This is a genomic window from Allobrachymonas wangyanguii (genome assembly GCF_045055315.1).
In the GTDB taxonomy this organism is placed as follows: domain Bacteria; phylum Pseudomonadota; class Gammaproteobacteria; order Burkholderiales; family Burkholderiaceae_C; genus Brachymonas; species Brachymonas wangyanguii.
On record NZ_CP173677.1, the window covers coordinates 181,318 to 202,193 of the forward strand.

General features: G+C 64.5%; 14 protein-coding genes. 7 read left to right on the forward strand and 7 right to left on the reverse strand.

Annotation, left to right across the window (positions count from 1 at the left end):
- The first annotated feature begins 1 nt into the window (after position 1).
- Both ACI3EV_RS00850 and ACI3EV_RS00855 read left to right on the forward strand, forming a co-directional pair.
- Positions 2-1,108 carry an Ig-like domain-containing protein gene (locus ACI3EV_RS00850; protein ID WP_405198007.1) on the forward strand — a complete coding sequence of 369 codons (1,107 nt, stop codon included), beginning with the start codon at positions 2-4 and terminating at the stop codon, positions 1,106-1,108.
- Positions 1,101-5,339 carry an Ig-like domain-containing protein gene (locus tag ACI3EV_RS00855; RefSeq protein ID WP_405198052.1) on the forward strand — a complete coding sequence of 1,413 codons (4,239 nt, stop codon included), beginning with the start codon at positions 1,101-1,103 and terminating at the stop codon, positions 5,337-5,339. Before ACI3EV_RS00850 ends, ACI3EV_RS00855 begins: the two co-directional genes overlap by 8 nt.
- 152 nt (positions 5,340-5,491) lie before the next feature.
- Here ACI3EV_RS00855 and ACI3EV_RS00860 read toward each other — a convergent pair whose 3' ends face one another.
- Positions 5,492-6,847, reverse strand: a complete 1,356-nt coding sequence (locus ACI3EV_RS00860; protein ID WP_337691977.1) for a sodium-dependent transporter — start codon at positions 6,845-6,847, stop codon at positions 5,492-5,494.
- A gap of 218 nt (positions 6,848-7,065) precedes the next feature.
- Between ACI3EV_RS00860 and ACI3EV_RS00865 the strand changes: the two genes are divergently transcribed.
- A complete protein-coding gene (locus ACI3EV_RS00865; RefSeq protein WP_337691976.1) occupies positions 7,066-7,944 on the forward strand; it encodes a phosphorylase in 879 nt (292 codons plus the stop codon).
- A gap of 3 nt (positions 7,945-7,947) precedes the next feature.
- Here the strand turns inward: ACI3EV_RS00865 and ACI3EV_RS00870 are convergent, their stop codons facing one another.
- The 3 genes from ACI3EV_RS00870 to ACI3EV_RS00880 all read right to left on the reverse strand — a co-directional run bounded on the left by ACI3EV_RS00870 (position 7,948) and on the right by ACI3EV_RS00880 (position 10,607).
- On the reverse strand, positions 7,948-8,559 hold the full coding sequence (locus tag ACI3EV_RS00870; RefSeq protein WP_337691975.1) for a hypothetical protein: 612 nt from the start codon (positions 8,557-8,559) through the stop codon (positions 7,948-7,950).
- Between the two features lie 38 nt (positions 8,560-8,597).
- Positions 8,598-9,323 (reverse strand): hypothetical protein, encoded by a 726-nt coding sequence (locus ACI3EV_RS00875; protein WP_337691974.1) that lies wholly within the window; start codon positions 9,321-9,323, stop codon positions 8,598-8,600.
- A gap of 111 nt (positions 9,324-9,434) precedes the next feature.
- Entirely contained in the window at positions 9,435-10,607 is a 1,173-nt protein-coding gene (locus ACI3EV_RS00880; RefSeq protein WP_329770581.1) for an iron-containing alcohol dehydrogenase, read from the reverse strand.
- A 164-nt stretch (positions 10,608-10,771) separates the two neighbouring features.
- On the opposite strand from ACI3EV_RS00880, the gene uvrA reads away from it, so the two are divergent.
- Together uvrA and ACI3EV_RS00890 are read left to right on the forward strand one after the other, a co-directional pair.
- The gene (gene uvrA, locus ACI3EV_RS00885) at positions 10,772-13,753 is read left to right on the forward strand and encodes an excinuclease ABC subunit UvrA (protein ID WP_337691973.1); all 2,982 of its coding nucleotides are present in this window, start codon (positions 10,772-10,774) and stop codon (positions 13,751-13,753) included.
- 73 nt (positions 13,754-13,826) lie between these two features.
- Positions 13,827-14,267, forward strand: a complete 441-nt coding sequence (locus tag ACI3EV_RS00890; RefSeq protein ID WP_337691972.1) for an HIT family protein — start codon at positions 13,827-13,829, stop codon at positions 14,265-14,267.
- A 3-nt stretch (positions 14,268-14,270) separates the two neighbouring features.
- Here the strand turns inward: ACI3EV_RS00890 and ACI3EV_RS00895 are convergent, their stop codons facing one another.
- Positions 14,271-15,047, reverse strand: coding sequence for a 5'-methylthioadenosine/adenosylhomocysteine nucleosidase (locus ACI3EV_RS00895; protein ID WP_337691971.1), 777 nt, complete (start codon positions 15,045-15,047; stop codon positions 14,271-14,273).
- Positions 15,048-15,174: 127 nt separating this feature from the next.
- Here ACI3EV_RS00895 and ACI3EV_RS00900 point away from each other — a divergent pair, with 127 nt between their 5' ends.
- Positions 15,175-15,657, forward strand: a complete 483-nt coding sequence (locus ACI3EV_RS00900) for a copper resistance protein NlpE N-terminal domain-containing protein (RefSeq protein ID WP_337691970.1) — start codon at positions 15,175-15,177, stop codon at positions 15,655-15,657.
- 23 nt (positions 15,658-15,680) lie between these two features.
- Here ACI3EV_RS00900 and ACI3EV_RS00905 read toward each other — a convergent pair whose 3' ends face one another.
- On the reverse strand, positions 15,681-16,910 hold the full coding sequence (locus tag ACI3EV_RS00905; RefSeq protein WP_337691969.1) for a thiamine phosphate synthase: 1,230 nt from the start codon (positions 16,908-16,910) through the stop codon (positions 15,681-15,683).
- 51 nt (positions 16,911-16,961) lie between these two features.
- Positions 16,962-17,774, reverse strand: a complete 813-nt coding sequence (locus tag ACI3EV_RS00910) for a biotin--[acetyl-CoA-carboxylase] ligase (protein WP_337691968.1) — start codon at positions 17,772-17,774, stop codon at positions 16,962-16,964.
- 166 nt (positions 17,775-17,940) lie between these two features.
- On the opposite strand from ACI3EV_RS00910, the gene ACI3EV_RS00915 reads away from it, so the two are divergent.
- Positions 17,941-20,862, forward strand: coding sequence for a DNA topoisomerase III (locus tag ACI3EV_RS00915; RefSeq protein ID WP_329770588.1), 2,922 nt, complete (start codon positions 17,941-17,943; stop codon positions 20,860-20,862).
- Positions 20,863-20,876 lie beyond the last annotated feature (14 nt).

The following is a 20,876-nucleotide window of genomic DNA, read 5'->3' on the forward strand; positions in this document are numbered from 1 at the left end:
TGTGACGGTGAAGGAGGAGGCGCTGGCCGACGGCAGCAATCCGACAAGTACGGAGGAGTCGGCCACGGGCACGTTCAAGGTGACGTCGGTGGACGGCATCAAGAGCCTGACGGTGCATGGCGAGGCAGTGATCACGAATGATGTGTTCACGGCCAAGACGATCACGACGCCCCTGGGCAACGAGCTGAAGATCACGGGCTACGATGCGGCCACGGGTGTGGTGACGTACACGTACACGCTGCAGGACAACGAGACGCACCCGACTGCCAATGGCAAGAACGATCTGTTCGAGGACTTTGCGGTGGTGCTGACGGACATGGATGATGATCCGGCCAGCAGCACGTTGACGGTGAAGATCGTGGACGATGTGCCGACGGCGGTGGATGACGTGGACAGCGTGGCGGCGGGTCAGACGGGTCCGGCCACGGGCAACGTGCTGACGGGCGTGGATGTGGCCACGGGCAACGATGCGAACACGACCGATGGTGAGAAGGATACGGCGGGAGCCGATGGCGTGACGGTGACGGCGGTGACGGCGGTGACGGGAGTTGCTGCGGGCACGGTGGGCCAGGCAACGGCAGGCTTGTACGGCGTGCTGACACTGAACGCGGACGGCAGCTACAGCTATGTGCGCAATGCCAACGCGCCGGGTGATGTGAGCGATGTGTTCACGTACACGATCACGGATGGTGATGGAGATACGGATACGGCGAAGCTGACGATCACGCTGGACAACTCGACGCCGACGATCACGGACCTGACGCCCAAGGCGAATGGCGGTGATGTGACGGTGAAGGAGGAGGCGCTGGCCGACGGCAGCAATCCGACAAGTACGGAGGAGTCGGCCACGGGCACGTTCAAGGTGACGTCGGTGGACGGCATCAAGAGCCTGACGGTGCATGGCGAGGCAGTGATCACGAATGATGTGTTCACGGCCAAGACGATCACGACGCCCCTGGGCAACGAGCTGAAGATCACGGGCTACGATGCGGCCCACGGGTGTGGTGACGTACACGTACACGCTGCAGGACAACGAGACGCACCCGACTGCCAATGGCAAGAACGATCTGTTCGAGGACTTTGCGGTGGTGCTGACGGACATGGATGATGATCCGGCCAGCAGCACGTTGACGGTGAAGATCGTGGACGATGTGCCGACGGCGGTGGATGACGTGGACAGCGTGGCGGCGGGTCAGACGGGTCCGGCCACGGGCAACGTGCTGACGGGCGTGGATGTGGCCACGGGCAACGATGCGAACACGACCGATGGTGAGAAGGATACGGCGGGAGCCGATGGCGTGACGGTGACGGCGGTGACGGCGGTGACGGGAGTTGCTGCGGGCACGGTGGGCCAGGCAACGGCAGGCTTGTACGGCGTGCTGACACTGAACGCGGACGGCAGCTACAGCTATGTGCGCAATGCCAACGCGCCGGGTGATGTGAGCGATGTGTTCACGTACACGATCACGGATGGTGATGGAGATACGGATACGGCGAAGCTGACGATCACGCTGGACAACTCGACGCCGACGATCACGGACCTGACGCCCAAGGCGAATGGCGGTGATGTGACGGTGAAGGAGGAGGCGCTGGCCGACGGCAGCAATCCGACAAGTACGGAGGAGTCGGCCACGGGCACGTTCAAGGTGACGTCGGTGGACGGCATCAAGAGCCTGACGGTGCATGGCGAGGCAGTGATCACGAATGATGTGTTCACGGCCAAGACGATCACGACGCCCCTGGGCAACGAGCTGAAGATCACGGGCTACGATGCGGCCACGGGTGTGGTGACGTACACGTACACGCTGCAGGACAACGAGACGCACCCGACTGCCAATGGCAAGAACGATCTGTTCGAGGACTTTGCGGTGGTGCTGACGGACATGGATGATGATCCGGCCAGCAGCACGTTGACGGTGAAGATCGTGGACGATGTGCCGACGGCGGTGGATGACGTGGACAGCGTGGCGGCGGGTCAGACGGGTCCGGCCACGGGCAACGTGCTGACGGGCGTGGATGTGGCCACGGGCAACGATGCGAACACGACCGATGGTGAGAAGGATACGGCGGGAGCCGATGGCGTGACGGTGACGGCGGTGACGGCGGTGACGGGAGTTGCTGCGGGCACGGTGGGCCAGGCAACGGCAGGCTTGTACGGCGTGCTGACACTGAACGCGGACGGCAGCTACAGCTATGTGCGCAATGCCAACGCGCCGGGTGATGTGAGCGATGTGTTCACGTACACGATCACGGATGGTGATGGAGATACGGATACGGCGAAGCTGACGATCACGCTGGACAACTCGACGCCGACGATCACGGACCTGACGCCCAAGGCGAATGGCGGTGATGTGACGGTGAAGGAGGAGGCGCTGGCCGACGGCAGCAATCCGACAAGTACGGAGGAGTCGGCCACGGGCACGTTCAAGGTGACGTCGGTGGACGGCATCAAGAGCCTGACGGTGCATGGCGAGGCAGTGATCACGAATGATGTGTTCACGGCCAAGACGATCACGACGCCCCTGGGCAACGAGCTGAAGATCACGGGCTACGATGCGGCCACGGGTGTGGTGACGTACACGTACACGCTGCAGGACAACGAGACGCACCCGACTGCCAATGGCAAGAACGATCTGTTCGAGGACTTTGCGGTGGTGCTGACGGACATGGATGATGATCCGGCCAGCAGCACGTTGACGGTGAAGATCGTGGACGATGTGCCGACGGCGCTGGCAGACACGCGCACCATCACGGAAGATCAGGAAATCACTGACGGCACGGTGATGACCAACGACATCCAGGGCGCAGATGGCGCGACGGTGGTTGGAGTTCGTCTGGCCGGTACAGATGAAACGACGGCTGTGGTTGGTAATGTAGGAACTGCGTTTGGAGGTGCGTACGGTACCTTGACGCTGCAGGCCAACGGCACGTATACCTACAAGCCGAATGCAGTCGCCCAGACCATGAGAGAGGGAGATAGCGCAGTTGACAGCTTTGTCTACACGATTCGGGATGGCGACGGGGATCTGTCAACCACGACCCTGAAAATCACCATTACAGGGGAGAATGACTCGCCCGAGTTGGATCCGGGTACACCGGTTAAGATGGTGGTTTCAGAAGAAGGCCTGACCGGTGGTATTCCGGATAGTGCCGGAACCTCTGACCAGACGGATGCTGCGAATGCCCAGGCCTTGGGTGTGATCAAGTTCGTGGACGTGGACAGCTTGACGTATACCTTCAAGTTCACGGCACCCACCTTGACACCGCCATTTACCTCTGGTGGCAAGTTGGTCCAATGGGATGACACCACGGATAACGTCCTGATCGGTTACACCGGTACCAAGGGGCAGCCGGATTATGTCGAGGTCATCAAGGTAGAAAGTACCCCGGCGCTGGCTACAGGAGCGACCAATGCGTACGAGGCAGGGGTTAATGTCACCCTTACCAAGCCGCTGGACCATCCGAACAAGACTGTCGAAGACGTGCTGGATTTCGCCTTTGATGTACAGGTCAGAGATGGGCATGGCGACTTGAGTGTCGACAAGCAAGAATTTGTTGTCAGCGTGGAAGATGACAGCCCGTATGCCTCACCGGTGTATTCGACTGTGGGTGTGGCCAGCAAGTTCTACGCCAACGTCATGATCAGTCTGGACTTGTCTGGCAGCATGGATGACATTGTGACAATTACCAGGGCCAACGGCACAACCTACAACACGACCCGTCTGGGTGCGGCCAAGGATGCCCTGAACATCATGCTGGATCAGTACCAGGCCAACCTGAATGCGGCGCAGGAAGGGGAGGTCAGGGTCAGCCTGTCCAGCTTCAACTACAGCGCCACGCAGCAGACTGCGGGCTGGGTGACCATTGCGCAGGCCAAGGCGATCATTAATGCCTGGAACAATTACTATGGTTCTGGTGCCACCAACTATGATGCTGCCCTGCAGGAATTGATCGACTCCTTCAGTGCGGCCAACAATGCGGCGCAGGGCATTTACGGTCACGATACCGTAAACGGGGTGTATGGTCAGCCGGTAGCCAAGGGCAAGGATCCTGCCAATATTTCCTACATGCTGACGGATGGCGCACCCACGGCCAGCAATGGTTCCAATAGTGGCATCAGCAGCGGAAGTATCACCGGCTTCCAGGCTGGTGGCAATACCGATGTGGGCCAGGCCAACTGGGAATCTTTCCTGCGTGGCGAGCTGAACATCAACAAGGACTACAAGATTGTCTCCTATGCCATCGGCATGGGGGCGGGGGCTAACCTGAACCAGTTGTTTCCGATTGCCTACAACGGTGTGACCGGAGCAGATGACAATGCCAATCTGGCCAAGGTCGTGACCAACATGAGTGATCTGGCAGCTTTCCTGACCGGAACTACGCCAGTACCTCAGGCGATCAACAGCACACTGCTGGCAGGTAGCATCCCCGGCTCGGGCTTTGGTGGAGATGGCGGTTATGTGGCCAGGGTGGAAATCGGCGGCCATATCTACACTTGGGATGGTCAGGCGATGACTGGCAACGGCGGAACGTGGCAGCATCTGGGCAACGGCAAACTGCAAGTTACCACGGCCAAGGGTGGCGTGCTGACCATTGCCATGGCACAAGGCACAGAGTCCGGGAACTACACCTACGATCCGCCTGCGAGCGTTGTCAATTACGACCCGGAAGTGGCCCTGTTCAGGTTTGTGGATGGAGATGGTGACGTGGTTGAAAGCCACCTGATCATCAACCTGACTGCCTTGCCGATCAGCAATGCCACCCTGTCTGGCGATGTGACTGCCGACACCCTGACGGGTACGGCGGGAGTCGACACCATTGATGGCCGTGACGGTATTGACACACTGAACGGCATGGGCGGCAATGACACCCTGTACGGCGGTGCTGGTGACGATACGCTCAATGGGGGTGATGGCGATGATCGGCTGTACGGTGGTATCGGCAATGACACGCTGAATGGCGGCAACGGTAACGATATCCTGATTGGCGGAGCCGGCGTTGACACCCTCACAGGTGGTGCAGGTGCGGATCGCTTCGTGTTCACTGCGCCCTTGCTTGCAGCCAACGCTGATGTGGTGAAGGATTTCAATGCTGCCCAAGGCGACAAGCTGGTACTGGATTCCCGCTATTTCCCTGGTCTGGAAGGCACTTCACCGGCATGGACGTTGGAGTTTGGCAGCAGCGCTACCACGCAAAATCCGACGGTGCTGTATGACAGCGCAACCGGCAATTTGTCCTACGATGCAGATGGCACGAACACGGTGTATGCGCCGACGGTCTTTGCCACTCTGGAAAACAAGCCCGCCAGCTTGCTGACCAGCGACTTCGTGGTGATTTGATCCACGGGGTATCCCGGGCATGCTTGCATGCCCGGGACCAGTCCAATGCCGACCAGTCATGGTCGGCATTGGGCATTCAGGGGGAGCCGGCACTGTTGTACTTGGCTCGGGTTTTACGGATTCGCGTGATGGCCTCGGAGACTGACTGACCTTTACCCCAGCAACCCCACCCCCATCACCACCGCAATCAGCACCGGCGTAATCCGCGTCAGCACCCAGTACACCCGGCGCAGCAGAGCCTGATTGGATAGGGCACCCTGGTTGCTGTTGGCCTGCACAAAGGCATCGCGGCCCCAGCGGCGGGCGATGAAGATGCAGGTGAGCAGGCCGCACAGCGGCATCAGCAGCTTGCTGGAGAGAAAATCGAACAGGTCAAACAGCGACATGCCGGCCAGCTGCACCTGGCTCAGGCTGCTGGCCGAGAGGGCGCTGAGGCTGCCGAGCAGCGCCAGCACGACGATCACGCACCAGGTGGCGCGGGTGCGCGGCTGGCGGTAGTGTTCGTGCAGAAAGGCCACCGGCACTTCCACCAGCGACAGCATGGCGCCAATGGCGGCCAGCGCCGTCAGGATGAAAAACACCACCAGCAGCCCATGCCCCAGCGGCATGCTGGCAAACACGGCCGGAATCGTCTGGAACAGCAGCGCCGGGCCGCCGGAAGGGTTGAAGCCCAGCGCAAATACCGCCGGGAAAATCGCCAGCCCGGCCAACAGCGATACGCTCAAATCGGCCAGCATCACGGTCAGCGCCGTGCGCGGAATGTTCTGCTCCCGGCGGAAATAGCTGCCGTAAATCATCATGCTGCCGACTGCCAGCGACAGCTTGAAAAAGGCCAGCCCCAGCGCCATCAACACCACCTGGCCGTTGAGCCGGGAAAAATCCGGCAGAAACAGAAAACGCACCCCTTCCATCGCTCCGGGCAAGGACAGCGAGGCCACCGCCACCGCGATCAGCAGCACGAACAACAGCGGCATCAGGCGTTTGGTCACGGCCTCGATGCCGCGGCTGACGCCAAAAGTGATGATGCTGCCCACCACCAGCAGCACCGCCCATTGCCAGCCCAGCGCCTGCAGCGGCGACTGGATCAGCTGGCCAAAACTGCCTTCCAGCAGTGCGCGGTCCTGCGTCAGGATGCTGCCGCCCAGGCTCTTGCCGACATAGGCAAACACCCAGCCCACCACGCTGGAGTAGAAAGACATGATCAGCAGCACCGACAGCAGGCCCATGGCGCCAATCAGCCACCATCCGCTGCCGGGAGCCAGCTTGCGGTAGGCGCTGATCGGGTTGCTGCGGGCGCTGCGGCCCAGGCTGATTTCGCCAATCATCAGCGGCAGGCCCACCACCAGCGTGGCCAGCAGATAGATCAGCAGAAAGCCGGCGCCGCCATTCATGCCCACCTGGTAGGGAAACATCCAGATATTGCCCAGCCCCACGGCCGAGCCCAGGGTGGCGGCGATAACGCCAAAACCGGAACTGAAACCATCACGCGAAGCACTGTTGCCGCTCATCTCTGCCGCCTGTCTGCCGAAGGAAAACGCGCATTGTAGGGCGGCGCAGGCAAGCCGTCGCGTATTGCCACCAGCTGCTGCAGTGCTGCCCCGGCCAAGGGTCTTCCCCGCTGGCCGGAACCACCGCGGGCTGGTAAGCTCAAGAGGTTTTGCCATTTCCCGGAAAGGCTGTCTGGCTGCGTGCTGGTCGCGCAGTGTCCACTACAAGGAGTATCCGCATGAGCACCCCCCTGATGCAAGCCATCGACACCTGCAGCGCCAGCGCGCTGGCCTCCGGTGATCTGGTCCCGGTTCAATCCGAACAGGTCACGGTCGAAGACGGCGGCATGCAGTTCCGCGTGCTCTGGGTCTCCTCGCTGGCGGCCAAGGACGCCACCGCCAAGGTGGCGGTGCCAGGTGGCCCGCGCGATCCCAATTTCAACCCCTTCCTCAATCCCGATCCGGCCCTGACCGTCGGCCCGATCGGCGAGCACCACACCATCATCCTCAACAAGTTCCCGCTCACGCCGCGCCACCTGGTGCTGGCACGCCGCGTGTTTGCCGAACAGCTGGAGCCGCTCAGCCTGGAAGACTTTACCGCGCTGGCGCTGGTGATGACCGAAGCCGGCGGCCTGGGCCTGTACAACGGCGGCACCGCTGCCGGTGCCAGCCAGCGCCACAAGCACGTGCAGTGGATTCCCGGCACCGATGAGCAGGCGCATCTGCGTCTTTACCAGCCGGGCCTGCCAGCCGAGGCGGAGGCGCAGACCGTGGCACGCCACCCGGGCCTGGCCATGCAGCACGTATTCGTGCGCACCGGCGAGATCCAGGGCATGCCGGTAGAGCAGGCCGCCAAGACCCTGCACCAGGCCTTCCAGCGCGGCTGCAGCGAACTCGGCCTGGCCCCGGCCAGCGACGGCCTGATGCCGTCCTTCAACCTGCTCGCCGGTGACGGCTGGCTGCTGCTGATTCCGCGCACCCAGGAAATGTACGAAGGCATCTCCTTCAGCGCGATCTGCTTTGGCGGTGCCCTGTTCACGCGCCAGCCGGAGCAGATGGAGCTGATCCGCAGCGTGGGTCCGCTGGCGGCACTGGCCGGCGTCGGCTACCCGCTCTGAGCCTCAGAACGGCCTGCGTCTGAACAAGCGGCCATCTGGCCGGTATTGCAGGTCCAGATTCTCCCGGCTGCCATGCAGCACCGCCTGGAAATGCGGCTGCTGACGGAGCATGCTGAAGTTGATGAAGCGTATCGGACCAGAACCTTCCAGTTTGGCCGCCTCCGCCAGCACCTGCTGGTAGACCTGTGCCGCGATGCGCCAGGGCACGCGTGACGCCGGCATCTGGTCCGGGCGACTGGCTTTTGCTACCTGGTCTGGTCCCCGGTGTTGCCAACGACCATCCTGCCAGCGGTATTTTTCGTAATGACTGGACTGTTTCGGGTCCTGCACCACCACATCGATCCACTCCGGGTAGAAATTCACATGCCGCACCAGCCGGACCGGCTGCCCTTCAAATTCTGGCAGCTGCTGCAGTTGCTGCCCGATCTGCTCCAGCAAGTCTGGTTGCAGCAGCAGCGATACCGGTGGCCGTGGCGGCTCCGGAGCGGCCACGGCCAGGGGCTCGGCTTGCGGCGCAGCCGGAATCTCCTGATAGGCGCGCTTTTCTGCCTCGGACGCCGCGGATACGGGTGGTGGCACGGAGCCGAAGGCGTCGAAACAGCCGGCCAGCGGCAACAGCAGCAGCCAGGGCAGGGTACGGGTCAGCAATGGCCTCATCGCGATTGATCCACCCCTTCAAGGCGGCCGTCAGGGTAGTAGAACACGGTGTGGGTGCGGCGGTCATCCACCAGTCGCACGATCCACAAGGTCGGATCGCCCGTGCCGACATGGGTGGTGCCAACAATGCGCGTGATGCTGCGCTTGGTGCCGGCCTGGAACACCACCCGGTGGATGCGCTCCTGGTACAGGCCGGCGTTGTGCTGGCGCGCATCGGCATACAGCGCGGGCACCAGCACAAAACTGATGGAAGACAGCGGCACGCGCCGGTCCTGGTCGGCATCGCGGCGCAGGCGTTCAGGCTGCTTGAATTTCCAGCCGGTATCGGCTTGCCAGCGGTAGGTGTCGCGTACCGTCGGGTTGTCCGCAGCTTCCAGCGTGATCTCCACCTGCTGCTCGCTGAAGTTGATCTGCTGCACCACCTGCAGTTGCTGGCCACGGTAGGCGGGGATCTGGTAGAGCGAGTTCTGGATCGCGTGCAGCAGCGGTGCGCTGTCTGCAGCAAACAGGTTGATGGCGGCCTGAGGCTGCTGCTGGCGCCAGGCGGCATAGGTCTGGCCGTGGTTGGGCGGTAGCGCAAGGGCGGTGCTGACTTCGGTCTGCCCCGGCGTGCTGCGAGCGGCACGCTGCTGCTGGTAGAACTCGCTCACATCCGGCCAGAGCAGCACGCCGGCCAGCAGGGCAGGCAATGCCAGCCAGGGCAGGACTGTCTTCAGTGACATGGCCGGAAACAACGGGTCAGCGTCAACATGCGTCCATGATGGCGAGCGCATGTGACGACCCGGTGACATCGCCGTGGCGGCGATGCCGGTCCGGCCGCTCAGGCAGGCGGCTTACAGTGCTGCCTGCAGGATCTCGCGGCTGATCTCCAGCGTGATGTCCTGCTTCTCGCCCAGCTGCGTCATCTCGTGCTTTTCCAGCGCGGCGATGATCGGGTCGATCGCCTCGGTGCCGAGCTGGTAGTCGGCCAGGCGCGTCGGCACGCCGAGCGATTCGAAGAATGCGCGCGTCTTGGCGATGGCGGCATCGATGCGCTCCTCTTCGCTGCCTTCGCGGATGTCCCAGACGCGATCGGCGTATTGCAGCAGCTTGGCGCGCTTGGCCTCGCGGCGTACCTGCATCACGGCGGGCAGCACGATCGCCAGCGTGCGGCCATGGTCAATGCCGTGCAGCGCGGTCAGCTCGTGGCCGATCATGTGGGTGGCCCAGTCCTGCGGCACGCCGGCACCGATCAGCCCATTGAGAGCCATGGTGGCGCTCCAGACCAGGTTGGCGCGGGTGTCGTAATCGTCGGTCTTGTGCACCGCATCAGGGCCGATTTCCACCAGGGTACGCAGAATGCCTTCGGCCCAGCGGTCCTGCACGCGGGCATCGACCGGGTAGGTCAGGTACTGTTCCATGGTGTGGACAAAGGCATCGACCACGCCGTTGGCGACCTGGCGCTCCGGCAGCGAGTAGGTGCGCACCGGATCCAGCACCGAGAACTGCGGATACAGCAGGCGGCTGCTGAAGGACAGCTTGTCCTGCGTGGCCGCGCGCGTGACCACGCCGCCGGCGTTCATTTCCGAGCCGGTCGCCGGCAGCGTCAGCACGGCGCCAAACGGCATCGCGGCCTGCACCACGCGGCCATGCGTCTCCAGGATGCTCCAGGGATCTTCGTGGTCCTGCAGGCGTGCCGCGGCGGCGACGAACTTGGTGCCGTCAATCACCGAGCCGCCACCCACGGCGAGCAGGAAATCGATCTGTTCCTGGCGCACCTGCTGCACCGCCTTCATCAGCGTCTCGAAGGTCGGGTTCGGCTCGATGCCGGCAAACTCGGCCACGTAGCGCTGGCCGTTCTGCTTCAGCGCGTCCAGCACATCGGCCAGCGTGCCATTGCTGCGCACGCTGCCACCACCATAGAGCACCAGCACGCGGGCGCGCTGCGGCACCATGCGTGCCAGCTTGGCGGTGCTGCCCTGGCCAAACACGATGCGGGTGGGGTTCTGGTAGTCGAAATTCAGCATGGGGGAGTCTCCTGTGGCTTCTGTGTAATGGGAACTGATCCCCACATGGTAACGCGCCACGCCGGACCGCGTACTGGCGTCCGGTTTGGCAGCGTCATGCGGCTGGGCTATCATGCTCTGTTGACCATTTTTTCCTGCAGCCGTGTCAAGCGGCTGCCTCCTGCATGGCAAAACCGATTTCCCCCGCGCGCGCTACCAGCGCGCATACCCACATCAGCATCCGCGGTGCGCGCACGCACAACCTGAAGAACCTGGATCTGGATATTCCGCGTGATGCGCTGGTGGTGATCACCGGCCTGTCCGGTTCGGGCAAGTCCAGCCTGGCTTTCGACACCCTGTATGCCGAAGGCCAGCGTCGCTATGTCGAAAGCCTGTCCACCTATGCGCGCCAGTTCCTGCAGGTGATGGACAAGCCGGACGTGGACCTGATCGAGGGCCTGTCGCCAGCGATCAGCATCGAGCAGAAGGCGACCAGCCACAACCCGCGTTCCACCGTGGGCACGGTGACCGAAATCCACGACTACCTGCGCCTGCTCTATGCCCGCGCCGGTACGCCGTACTGCCCGGAGCACGACCTGCCGCTGCAGGCGCAGACCGTGAGCCAGATGGTGGATGCGGTGCTGGCGCTGCCCGAAGGCACGCGCGTGATGCTGCTGGCGCCGCTGGCGCGCGAGAAGAAGGGCGAGTTCCACGAGCAGCTGGCGCAGATGCAGGCGCTCGGCTACGTGCGCTTCCGCATCGATGGCGCGGTGGTGGACGTGGACAGCCTGCCGGAGCTGGCCAAGCAGGAAAAGCACAGCATCGACGTGGTGATTGACCGCCTGAAGGTGCGCGCTGATGTGCGCCAGCGCCTGGCGGAAAGCTTCGAGGCCGCGCTGCGCCTGGGCGAGCAGCGCGCCATCCTGCTGGAAATGGACAGCGGCACGGAGCACTGGTTCAATGCCAAATACGCCTGCCCGGTCTGCAACTACAGCATTGCCGGGCTGGAGCCGCGCCTGTTCTCGTTCAACTCGCCGACCGGTGCCTGTCCGACCTGCGAGGGTATCGGCCATGTGGACGTGATCGATGCGCAGCGCGTGGTGGCGTTTCCGGGCCTGAGCCTGTCCAGCGGTGCCATCAAGGGCTGGGATCGCCGCAATGGCTACTATTTTTCGCTGCTGGAATCGGTCTGCCAGCATTACCAGGTGGATGTGGACACGCCATTCGAGCAGCTGCCGGAAGCGGTGCGCCAGGTGATCCTGCATGGCTCCGGTGAGGAGAAGATCCGCTTCCGCTACGTGATGGAAAGTGGCGCGCGCAAGGGCGAGGAAGTGGTCAAGCAGCATCCGTTTGAGGGCGTGATCCCGAACATGGAACGGCGTTACCGCGATACCGAATCGGCCGTGGTGCGCGAGGATCTGGCGCGCTATCGCAGCGTGCAGCCCTGCCATAGCTGCCACGGCACGCGCCTGCGCAGCGAGGCACGCCATGTGTTTGTTGGCGAAGGTGAGCAGCGCCGCGCCATCTACCAGATCGGCCAGGTCACGCTGGGTGACGCCCAGGCCTATTTCGATACCCTGGAGCTGCAGGGCGCCAAGGCCGAGATCGCCGACAAGGTGATCCGCGAGATTGCCAACCGGCTGCGCTTCCTCAACGATGTCGGCCTGAACTACCTGAGCCTGGAGCGCAGCGCCGAGACGCTGAGCGGTGGCGAGGCACAGCGCATCCGCCTGGCCAGCCAGATCGGTTCCGGCCTGACTGGCGTGATGTACGTGCTGGACGAGCCCAGCATCGGCCTGCATCAGCGCGACAACGACCGCCTGATCGGTACCCTGGTGCATTTGCGCAACCTGGGTAACAGCGTACTGGTGGTGGAGCACGACGAGGACATGATTCGCGCCGCCGACCACGTGATCGACATGGGGCCGGGCGCCGGCCTGCATGGCGGCGAGGTGATGGCGCAGGGCACATGCGCGGAGGTGATGGCCGCGCCGGAATCGCTCACCGGGCAGTACCTGAGCGGCACGCGCCAGATCGCCGTGCCGGCAAGGCGCACCGCCTGGCTGCCGGCGCCGGTGCAGGAAGTGGCCAAGCCGCGCCGCAGCGCTGCGCTGGCGCGCGCGCAGGGCGAGGCGCCGGTGGCTGCAGCCGAACATCCGGGCCTGCAGCGCATCACCGTGCGTGGCGCACGTGGCCACAACCTGAAAGGCGTGACGGTGGAGATTCCGGTTGGCCTGATGACCTGTGTCACCGGCGTGTCGGGATCGGGCAAGTCCACGCTGGTGAACGACACGCTCTACACCGCTGCCGCGCAGCAGATCCACCGCGCCCATGCCGAACCGGCGGCGCACGATGGCATCGACGGGCTGGAACAGTTTGACAAGGTGATCAACGTCGACCAGTCGCCGATCGGCCGTACGCCGCGCAGCAACCCGGCCACCTACACCGGCCTGTTCACGCATATCCGCGAGCTGATGGCCGAGATGCCGGCAGCGCGCGAGCGCGGCTACAGCCCGGGCCGCTTCAGCTTCAATGTGGCCGGCGGCCGCTGCGAGGCCTGCCAGGGCGATGGCGTGAAGCGCGTGGAGATGCACTTCTTGCCCGATGTCTACGTGCCCTGTGACGTCTGCCACGGCCAGCGCTACAACCGCGAGACGCTGGAGGTGCAGTACAAGGGCAAGAATATCGCGCAGATCCTGGAAATGACGGTGCTGGAGGCCTACCAGTTCATGGGCGCGGTCCCGACGATTGCGCGCAAGCTGCAGACCCTGCTCGATGTCGGCCTGAGCTATATCCAGCTCGGCCAGAGCGCGACCACGCTGTCGGGCGGCGAGGCGCAGCGCGTCAAGCTGGCGCTGGAGCTGTCACGCCGCGATACCGGTCGCACGCTCTACATCCTGGACGAGCCGACTACTGGCCTGCACTTTGGCGATATCGAGTTGCTGCTGAAGGTGCTGCACCACCTGCGCGATGCCGGCAACACCATCGTCATCATCGAGCACAACCTGGACGTGATCAAGACGGCGGACTGGCTGATCGACATGGGGCCGGAAGGCGGCGATGGCGGTGGCAGCGTGGTGGTGCAGGGCACGCCGGAGCAGGTCGCGGCCGAACCGGCCAGCCATACCGGCCGCTATCTGGCGCAGGTGCTGGCACGCGCTCGGTGATTACCCGGGGGTGGCCTGCAGGCCGCCCCGGCTGCGGCACACTCGGAAGATTCCGATCCGAATCTGAACCAGCATGCCCAAGTTTGTCGATACCTCCCCGCCCGGACAATGCATTTTCTGCCGCCTCGTGTCCGGCGAGATTCCCTCTGCCAGGGTGCATGAGGACGATCTGACGATCGCCTTCATGGACCTGGGCCAGGTCAATCCCGGCCATGTGCTGGTGGCCAGCAAGCGCCATGCGGCCAACCTGCTGGAACTCACGCCCGAGGAAGCAGCGGCGGTCATGCAGGCGGCGCAAAATATCGCCCGGGCCATCGTCGAAGAGTTTGACCCGCCCGGCATCACGCTGTTGCAGGCGAATGGTGTTGAAGCCGACCAGACCGTGTTCCACTTCCACCTGCACGTGGTGCCGCGCCATGCCGATGACGGCATCGCGCTGAGCTGGCCGCGCAAGGAGCCGGGCTTCGAGGTGCTGCAGGGCTACGCCGAGCGGCTGCGCGCGCGGCTGGGTTGAGGCTCAGTCCGGCTGCGGCCAGTGCGCCAGCAGCTGTTCCAGCACCGCCGCGCTGTAGTGGCTCGCCACCTGTTCGGTAAAGCGCGGGAAATCTACATGCGCCTGGTCGTCGGCGCGGTCTGAAATCGTGCGCATGGCGGCAAAGGGCACGCCATAGTCGTGGCAGACCTGCGCCACGGCAGCGCCTTCCATTTCCACGGCCAGTGCATCAGGCACCTCGGCCAGCAGGCGCGCGCTGTCCTGCGCGGTGTTGATGAACTGGTCGCCACTCAGGATCAGGCCTTCGTGCACCTGCGGCGCGTGCAGGCCAAAGTCCTGCATCGCCTGTTCGCTCAGCAGGCCAGCCGGCTCCGACAGCGCCTGGCGTGCGGCGCTGGCCAGGGCATCGCTCAGATCGGTGTCGGTGCGGAAGCGCGTCAGGCCGTAGAGCGGCACCTCGTGGCGCGCAAACAGCGGTGAGGCGTTCAGGTCGTGCTGCAGAAAGCTGCGCGCCACCACCAGATCGCCCACGTTCACACCATTGCCCAGCCCGCCGGCGACGCCGGTAAACACGATGGCGCGCACGCCGTAGCGCTCGATCATCGCCGTGGCGGTGGTAGCAGCGGCCACCTTGCCAATGCGCGACAGTACCGCCACCACCTGCTGGTCGTGCCAGTGGCACTGGCGGAAGCTGCGGTTGGCAATGCGCTGCTGGCTTTCAGGCGGCATGCGCAGCAGCACGGCCGACAGTTCGTCACGCAGCGCGCTGATGATGCCGATGGGGGCGGGAGAAGTGCTCATGGTCATGGGGAAATCGTAACAGGACTTGTCGGATCGCGGGAGTTGCCGGCAGATAGGGGTACATTCGATGCCATTACCTCGCCTTGCATGCCGCCAGCCGGCGCATGCCCGCAACAGGATACCCCTCATGAAGCAGATTTTCAGCCTTTCCTCCTGGTCGCGCCTGGCGCTGGCCGCCCTGGCCACGACCGGTGCCGTGATCGTGGCCGGCTGTGCCGGTGGCCCCAGCACCGGTTCCGGTGTCACCCAGGTCGCTCCCACCCCGGTACAGGGTGCGCGCTACAGCGTGAACTGGCCCGGCCGCTATATCGGCAGCAGCAGCTGCCCGAGCAATGCACCAGCCGGCTGCACCAGCATCGACCAGGTGCTGACGCTCAACAGCGGCAACACCTACACGCTGTCCACTACCGTCAAGCGCCGTGGTCAGCCCTACAGCTTTACCAGCAATGGCCGCTTCCGCTGGGATGCCAGCAACAGCGTGATCCAGCTGGCGTCCAAGGACGAGAACATGCGCCTGAACGTCGGCCGTGCCGGCCTGACACGCATCAGCACCGACATCATGAGCGAGGCCGAAGCGCAGCGCAATCTGCTGGTGTTCCGCAAGTTCTGATCGCGCCGTAGCGCCTGGTGTGCTCAGGCTGGCAGCGTCGGCTCCGGCCAGGTCGGGGCTGGCTGTGCGTCATGCTGCGCCTGACCGACGGCAATCGCCTGATCCAGCGCCTGCACCGCGGCGGCCGGATCGGCGGCGCCGGTAATGTCGCTCACCACCGCCACCATGTCTGCGCCGGCGGCAGCAGCCGCTTGTGCGCGCGCCGGCGTCATGCCGCCAATGGCGACCAGCGGCAGTGGCGGATGGTCGCTGCCGGCATCGGCATGCAGCAGCTGCGCCCACCAGCCGACGTTGCTGTCGCCCAGCGGGATCCAGGGCATGTCCTTGGTGGTGGTGGCGTGCACCGGGCCGCAGGCCAGGTGGCTGGGGCGTGTGCGCAACGCGCGTGACAGTTCCCACAGGCTGTGCGTGCTCAGGCCCAGGCGCAGCCCGGCCAGCTGGATGCGGTCCAGATCGGCATCGGACAGCTGCTGCAGGTCTTCCTGCCCCAGGTGGATGCCATAAATGCCATGGCTGTTGCGGTGCAGCGTGTGGCGCAGTGCAGCTTCCCAGTGGTCATTGATGATGAGCAGCGCGCCGTGGCGGCTGGCAGCCTCGGCGCAGCGTGCGATCTGCGCGTCTAGTTCGCCGGGTGTTGGGTTTTTCAGGCGTAGCTGCACCAGCTTCACGCCCAGCTCCAGGCAGCGGATCACCCAGTCGGCATCGCCCATCACCGCGTACAGCCGATGCGGGTGTGCCGGCTGGCGCAGGCTGCGCGGCATGCTGGCAAAGGGCAGGGCGCGCGGCGTGCCAAGCAGCGGGAAATGGCGGCGCTGGCGCGTGAAATCCTCCGGCAGGGTGTTGCTGCGCGCATCGATGGCGGCAAGCGCGCCCATCAGGCCGAGCACGGCGGCATCGGCGGCGCAAAAGCCGCGGCCCAGCGCCAGTCGTGCCGCTTCATCGGCCAGCGCGGCGCTGTCGGCGTTCCAGTGCGGTGCCTCGGGCGTGCCGTGCAGCGGCGAGTGCAGCCAGCCGCTGGCGGCTTCGCCGGCGTACAGGTAGCAGCGTGCGGCGGTCTGCAGATTGCCCGGGTGCGCCAGCACGGCGTGGTGCTGGTGCGGCAGCACGACGGCCAGATCCAGCCAGCAGCGCTGTGCCCAGTCGGCAATCGCGGCGTCCTGGGCGGCTTCGGACAGGCCATCAGGCTGGCTGGCCAGGGCGGCCTGCCAGTCCAGCAGATGCACCACGGCGGGGGAAACAGGAGAGTGGTTCATGGCAATTCCGTGCGCCGGAAGGCTCCGGCTGTTGCTGGCATGGTAGCGGATTCAGCCGCCGGCCGGACGCACACTGACTTCCTGGCTCAGCACCTCGTGCAGCTGGCCGTCGGCCTGGCGGATCAGCAGGCCGCCCTGGGCGTTGACGCCGCTGGCCAGTCCCTCGCTGCCATCCGACAGCCGGACCAGCTGGCCGGCGAGGGCATCGCGCCGGGCAAACTCGGCCTGCCAGGGGGCAAAACCCTGCACGGCAAACTGCTTCAGCGCCAGTGCCAGCGGCATGGCCACCTGCAGCAGCACCTCGGGTGCGAGCACGTCTGGCGCAAACTGCTGCACCCAGGCCGGTGGCGTGACGCTGGTCTGGCCGGCGGCGGCTGGCGGCAGCACCGGCGGCGGCGCCACATTGATGCCGCAGCCGATCACCGCGTAGCGCTGCCGGCCAAGGATGCAGACTTCGACCAGGATGCCGCCGAGCTTGCGCTGCTGCAGCCACAGGTCATTCGGCCACTTGAGCTGGATGCCGTGGCGCTGCAGCGGGTCCAGTCCCTGTGCCAGCGCGCAGCCGGCCACCAGCGACAGGCCGGACAGGTCGGCCTCGTCCATCGGCACGCCCAGCGAGAAGGTGAGCGACTGCCCCACGGCCTGCTCGCTGACCCAGCTGCGGCCCATGCGGCCGCGGCCGGCGGTCTGCTGTTCGGCCACCAGCAGCACCGGCCAGGCCTGGCCGGCGCGGGCGCGCTCCATCAGCGTGCTGTTGGTCGAGTCCAGCCGGGGCAGGACTTCCACACTGAAGCCGGGCCAGTGCGGTTCGATCTGGCTCCAGAGGGTTTCGGCGGGCCAGTTCAGGGTCAGGGAGGCGGACATGCGGAAATCGGTTTGTCAGGGCAGGCCGGCAGCGGGCTGCCAGCTTGTGGTAGCTTATAAAAAGGAAATGTTGCTGCGCATTGTGCGTCAGCTGCGGTATGCTGCCGCCACTGGCAGCGTACCGGCTGGCCGCAGCACGAGATATATACAGGAATCCCATCATCCCATGAGCAAGTCACTGGTCATCGCGGAAAAACCTTCGGTCGCGCAAGATATTGTGCGCGCCCTGACGCCGGTTGCCGGCGCTTTCAGCAAGCATGACGACTATTTCGAGAACGATCGCTACATTGTCACCAGCGCCGTCGGCCACCTGGTCGAGATCCAGGCGCCCGAAGAATACGACGTCAAGCGTGGCAAGTGGAGCTTTACCCACCTGCCGGTGATCCCGCCGCACTTCGACCTGAAGCCGGTGGAAAAGACCAAGTCGCGCCTGAATGCCGTGACCCGCCTGGTCAAGCGCAAGGAAGTGAGCGAGCTGATCAACGCCTGTGACGCGGGCCGCGAGGGCGAGCTGATCTTCCGCCTGATCGAGCAGTATGCCGGCGGCGCCAAGCCGCTGGGCAAGCCGGTCAAGCGCCTCTGGCTGCAGAGCATGACGCCGCAGGCGATCCGCGACGGCTTCGACAAGCTGCGCAGCAATGCCGACATGCAGGGCCTGGCCGATGCCGCACGCAGCCGCAGCGAGGCCGACTGGCTGGTCGGCATCAACGGCACGCGTGCCATGACGGCGTTTAACTCGCGCGATGGCGGCTTCTTCCTGACCACCGTCGGCCGCGTGCAGACGCCGACGCTGGCGATCGTGGTCGAGCGCGAGGAAAAGATCCGCAAGTTCGTCAGCCGCGACTACTGGGAGGTGCATGCCGAGTTTGCCGCGCAGGCTGGCCTGTACCCGGGCAAGTGGTTTGATCCGGCCTGGAAGAAGAGCGATGACGCCGAGGCCAAGGCGGATCGCCTGTGGAACCAGCAGCAGGCGCAGGAGATTGTCGATGCCGTGCGCGGCCAGACCGGCAGCGTCACCGAAGAGAAAAAGCCCAGCACCCAGGCCTCTCCGCAGCTGTTTGACCTGACCAGCCTGCAGCGCGAGGCCAACGGCAAGTTCGGCTTCAGCGCCAAGACCACGCTGAGCCTGGCGCAAAGCCTGTACGAGCGCCACAAGGCGCTGACCTATCCGCGTACCGATGCGCGCTACCTGCCAGAGGACTATCTGGGCGTGGCGCACCAGACCTTTGCCATGCTGGCCGACAGCGGCATGAGCCACTTGGCGCCGTTTGCGCGCCAGGCGATCGACAAGGGCTATATCAAGCCGAGCCGTCGCATTTTCGACAACAGCAAGGTAAGCGATCACTTCGCCATCATCCCGACGCTGCAGGCGCCCGGCAACCTGAGCGAGGCCGAGCGCAAGCTCTACGACCTGGTGGTGCGCCGCTTCATGGCGGTGTTCTTCCCGAGCGCCGAGTTCATGGTCACCACCCGCATCACGAAAGTGCAGCAGCACCATTTCCGCAGCGACGGCAAGGTGCTGGTGAATCCGGGCTGGCTGGCGATTTACGGCAAGGAAGCCGCCAGCGAAACCGCTGACGACAAGGATGGCAAGGACAGCAAGCATCTGGTGCCGGTGCAGCCGAACGAGCAGGTGCTGACCGAATCGGCCCAGGCCAAGGGCCTGAAGACGCGCCCGCCGGCACGCTTCAGCGAAGCCACGCTGCTCGGAGCCATGGAAGGCGCTGGCAAGTGGATCGAGGACGACGAGCTGCGCGAGGCGATGCAGGACAAGGGTCTGGGCACGCCGGCCACGCGCGCCGCCATCATCGAAGGCCTGATCGGCGAAAAATACATGCTGCGCGAAGGCCGTGAGCTGATCCCCACCGCCAAGGCGTTCCAGCTGATGACGCTGCTGCGCGGCCTGGAAGTGGAAGAGCTGAGCAAGCCGGCCCTGACCGGCAACTGGGAAAGCAAGCTGGCGCAGATCGAGCAGGGCGCACTGAGCCGGGCTGAATTCATGCAGGACATTGCCGCCATGACCGAGCGCATCGTGCGCAAGGCCAAGGAATACGATCGTGATACCGTGCCGGGTGATTACGTCACGCTGCAGACGCCGTGCCCGACCTGTGGCGGCGTGGTCAAGGAAAACTACCGCCGCTACAGCTGCACCGGTGCCAACGGCGCGGGCGAAGGATGCGGCTTCTCCATCAGCAAGATCCCCGGCGGCCGCACCTTTGAAGATGCCGAAGTCGAGCAGCTGCTGCGCGACAAGCAGGTTGGCCCGCTGGAAGGCTTCCGCAGCAAGGCCGGCTGGCCGTTCACCGCCGAACTCAAGCTCACCTTTGACGAGGAGTCGCAGAACCATAAGCTGGAATTCGACTTTGGCGACAAGGGCGATGAGGATAGCGGCGAGCTGCTGGACCTGAGTCAGGCGCAGTCGCTCGGCAAGTGCCCGTCCTGCGGCAGCCGCGTGGTCGAATATGGCAGCAACTACGTCTGCGAAAAAGCCGTGCCCACGCTGGAGCAGACAACGCCCACTTGCAAGTTCAAGACCGGCAGCATCATCCTGCAGCAGCCGATCACGCACGAGCAGCTGAGCAAGCTGCTGGAAACCGGCAAGACCGACTTGCTGGACAAGTTCATTTCCAACCGCACGCGCCGCGCCTTCAAGGCCTTCCTGGTCTGGGATGCGGATGCAGGCAAGGTCGGCTTCGAATTCGAGCCGCGTGCCGGCAAGGCGGGCGCTGCGCGTGGCAGTGCCGCGGCAAAGACGACTGGCGCCAAGGCGGCGAAGGCCGTGAAAGCGGTGAAATCAACCGCAGCCAAGGCACCCAAGGCTGCCAAGTCCGCTGCCGAGAAAAAGAAACGCGCTCCGGCTGCCGGCACACTCAAGCCCAGCGCCGAGCTGGCCGCCGTGATCGGCGACGAGCTGATCTCGCGTCCGCAGGCCATGAAGAAGATCTGGGACTACATCAAGACCCACAACCTGCAGGATCCAAAGGACAAGCGCACCATCGTTGCCGATGCAAAGCTGCGCCCGGTGCTGGGCGCGGATAGCGTCAACATGTTCGCGCTGGCGGGGTTGATTGGCAAGCATGTGAGTTGAGTGGCAGGGCTGAC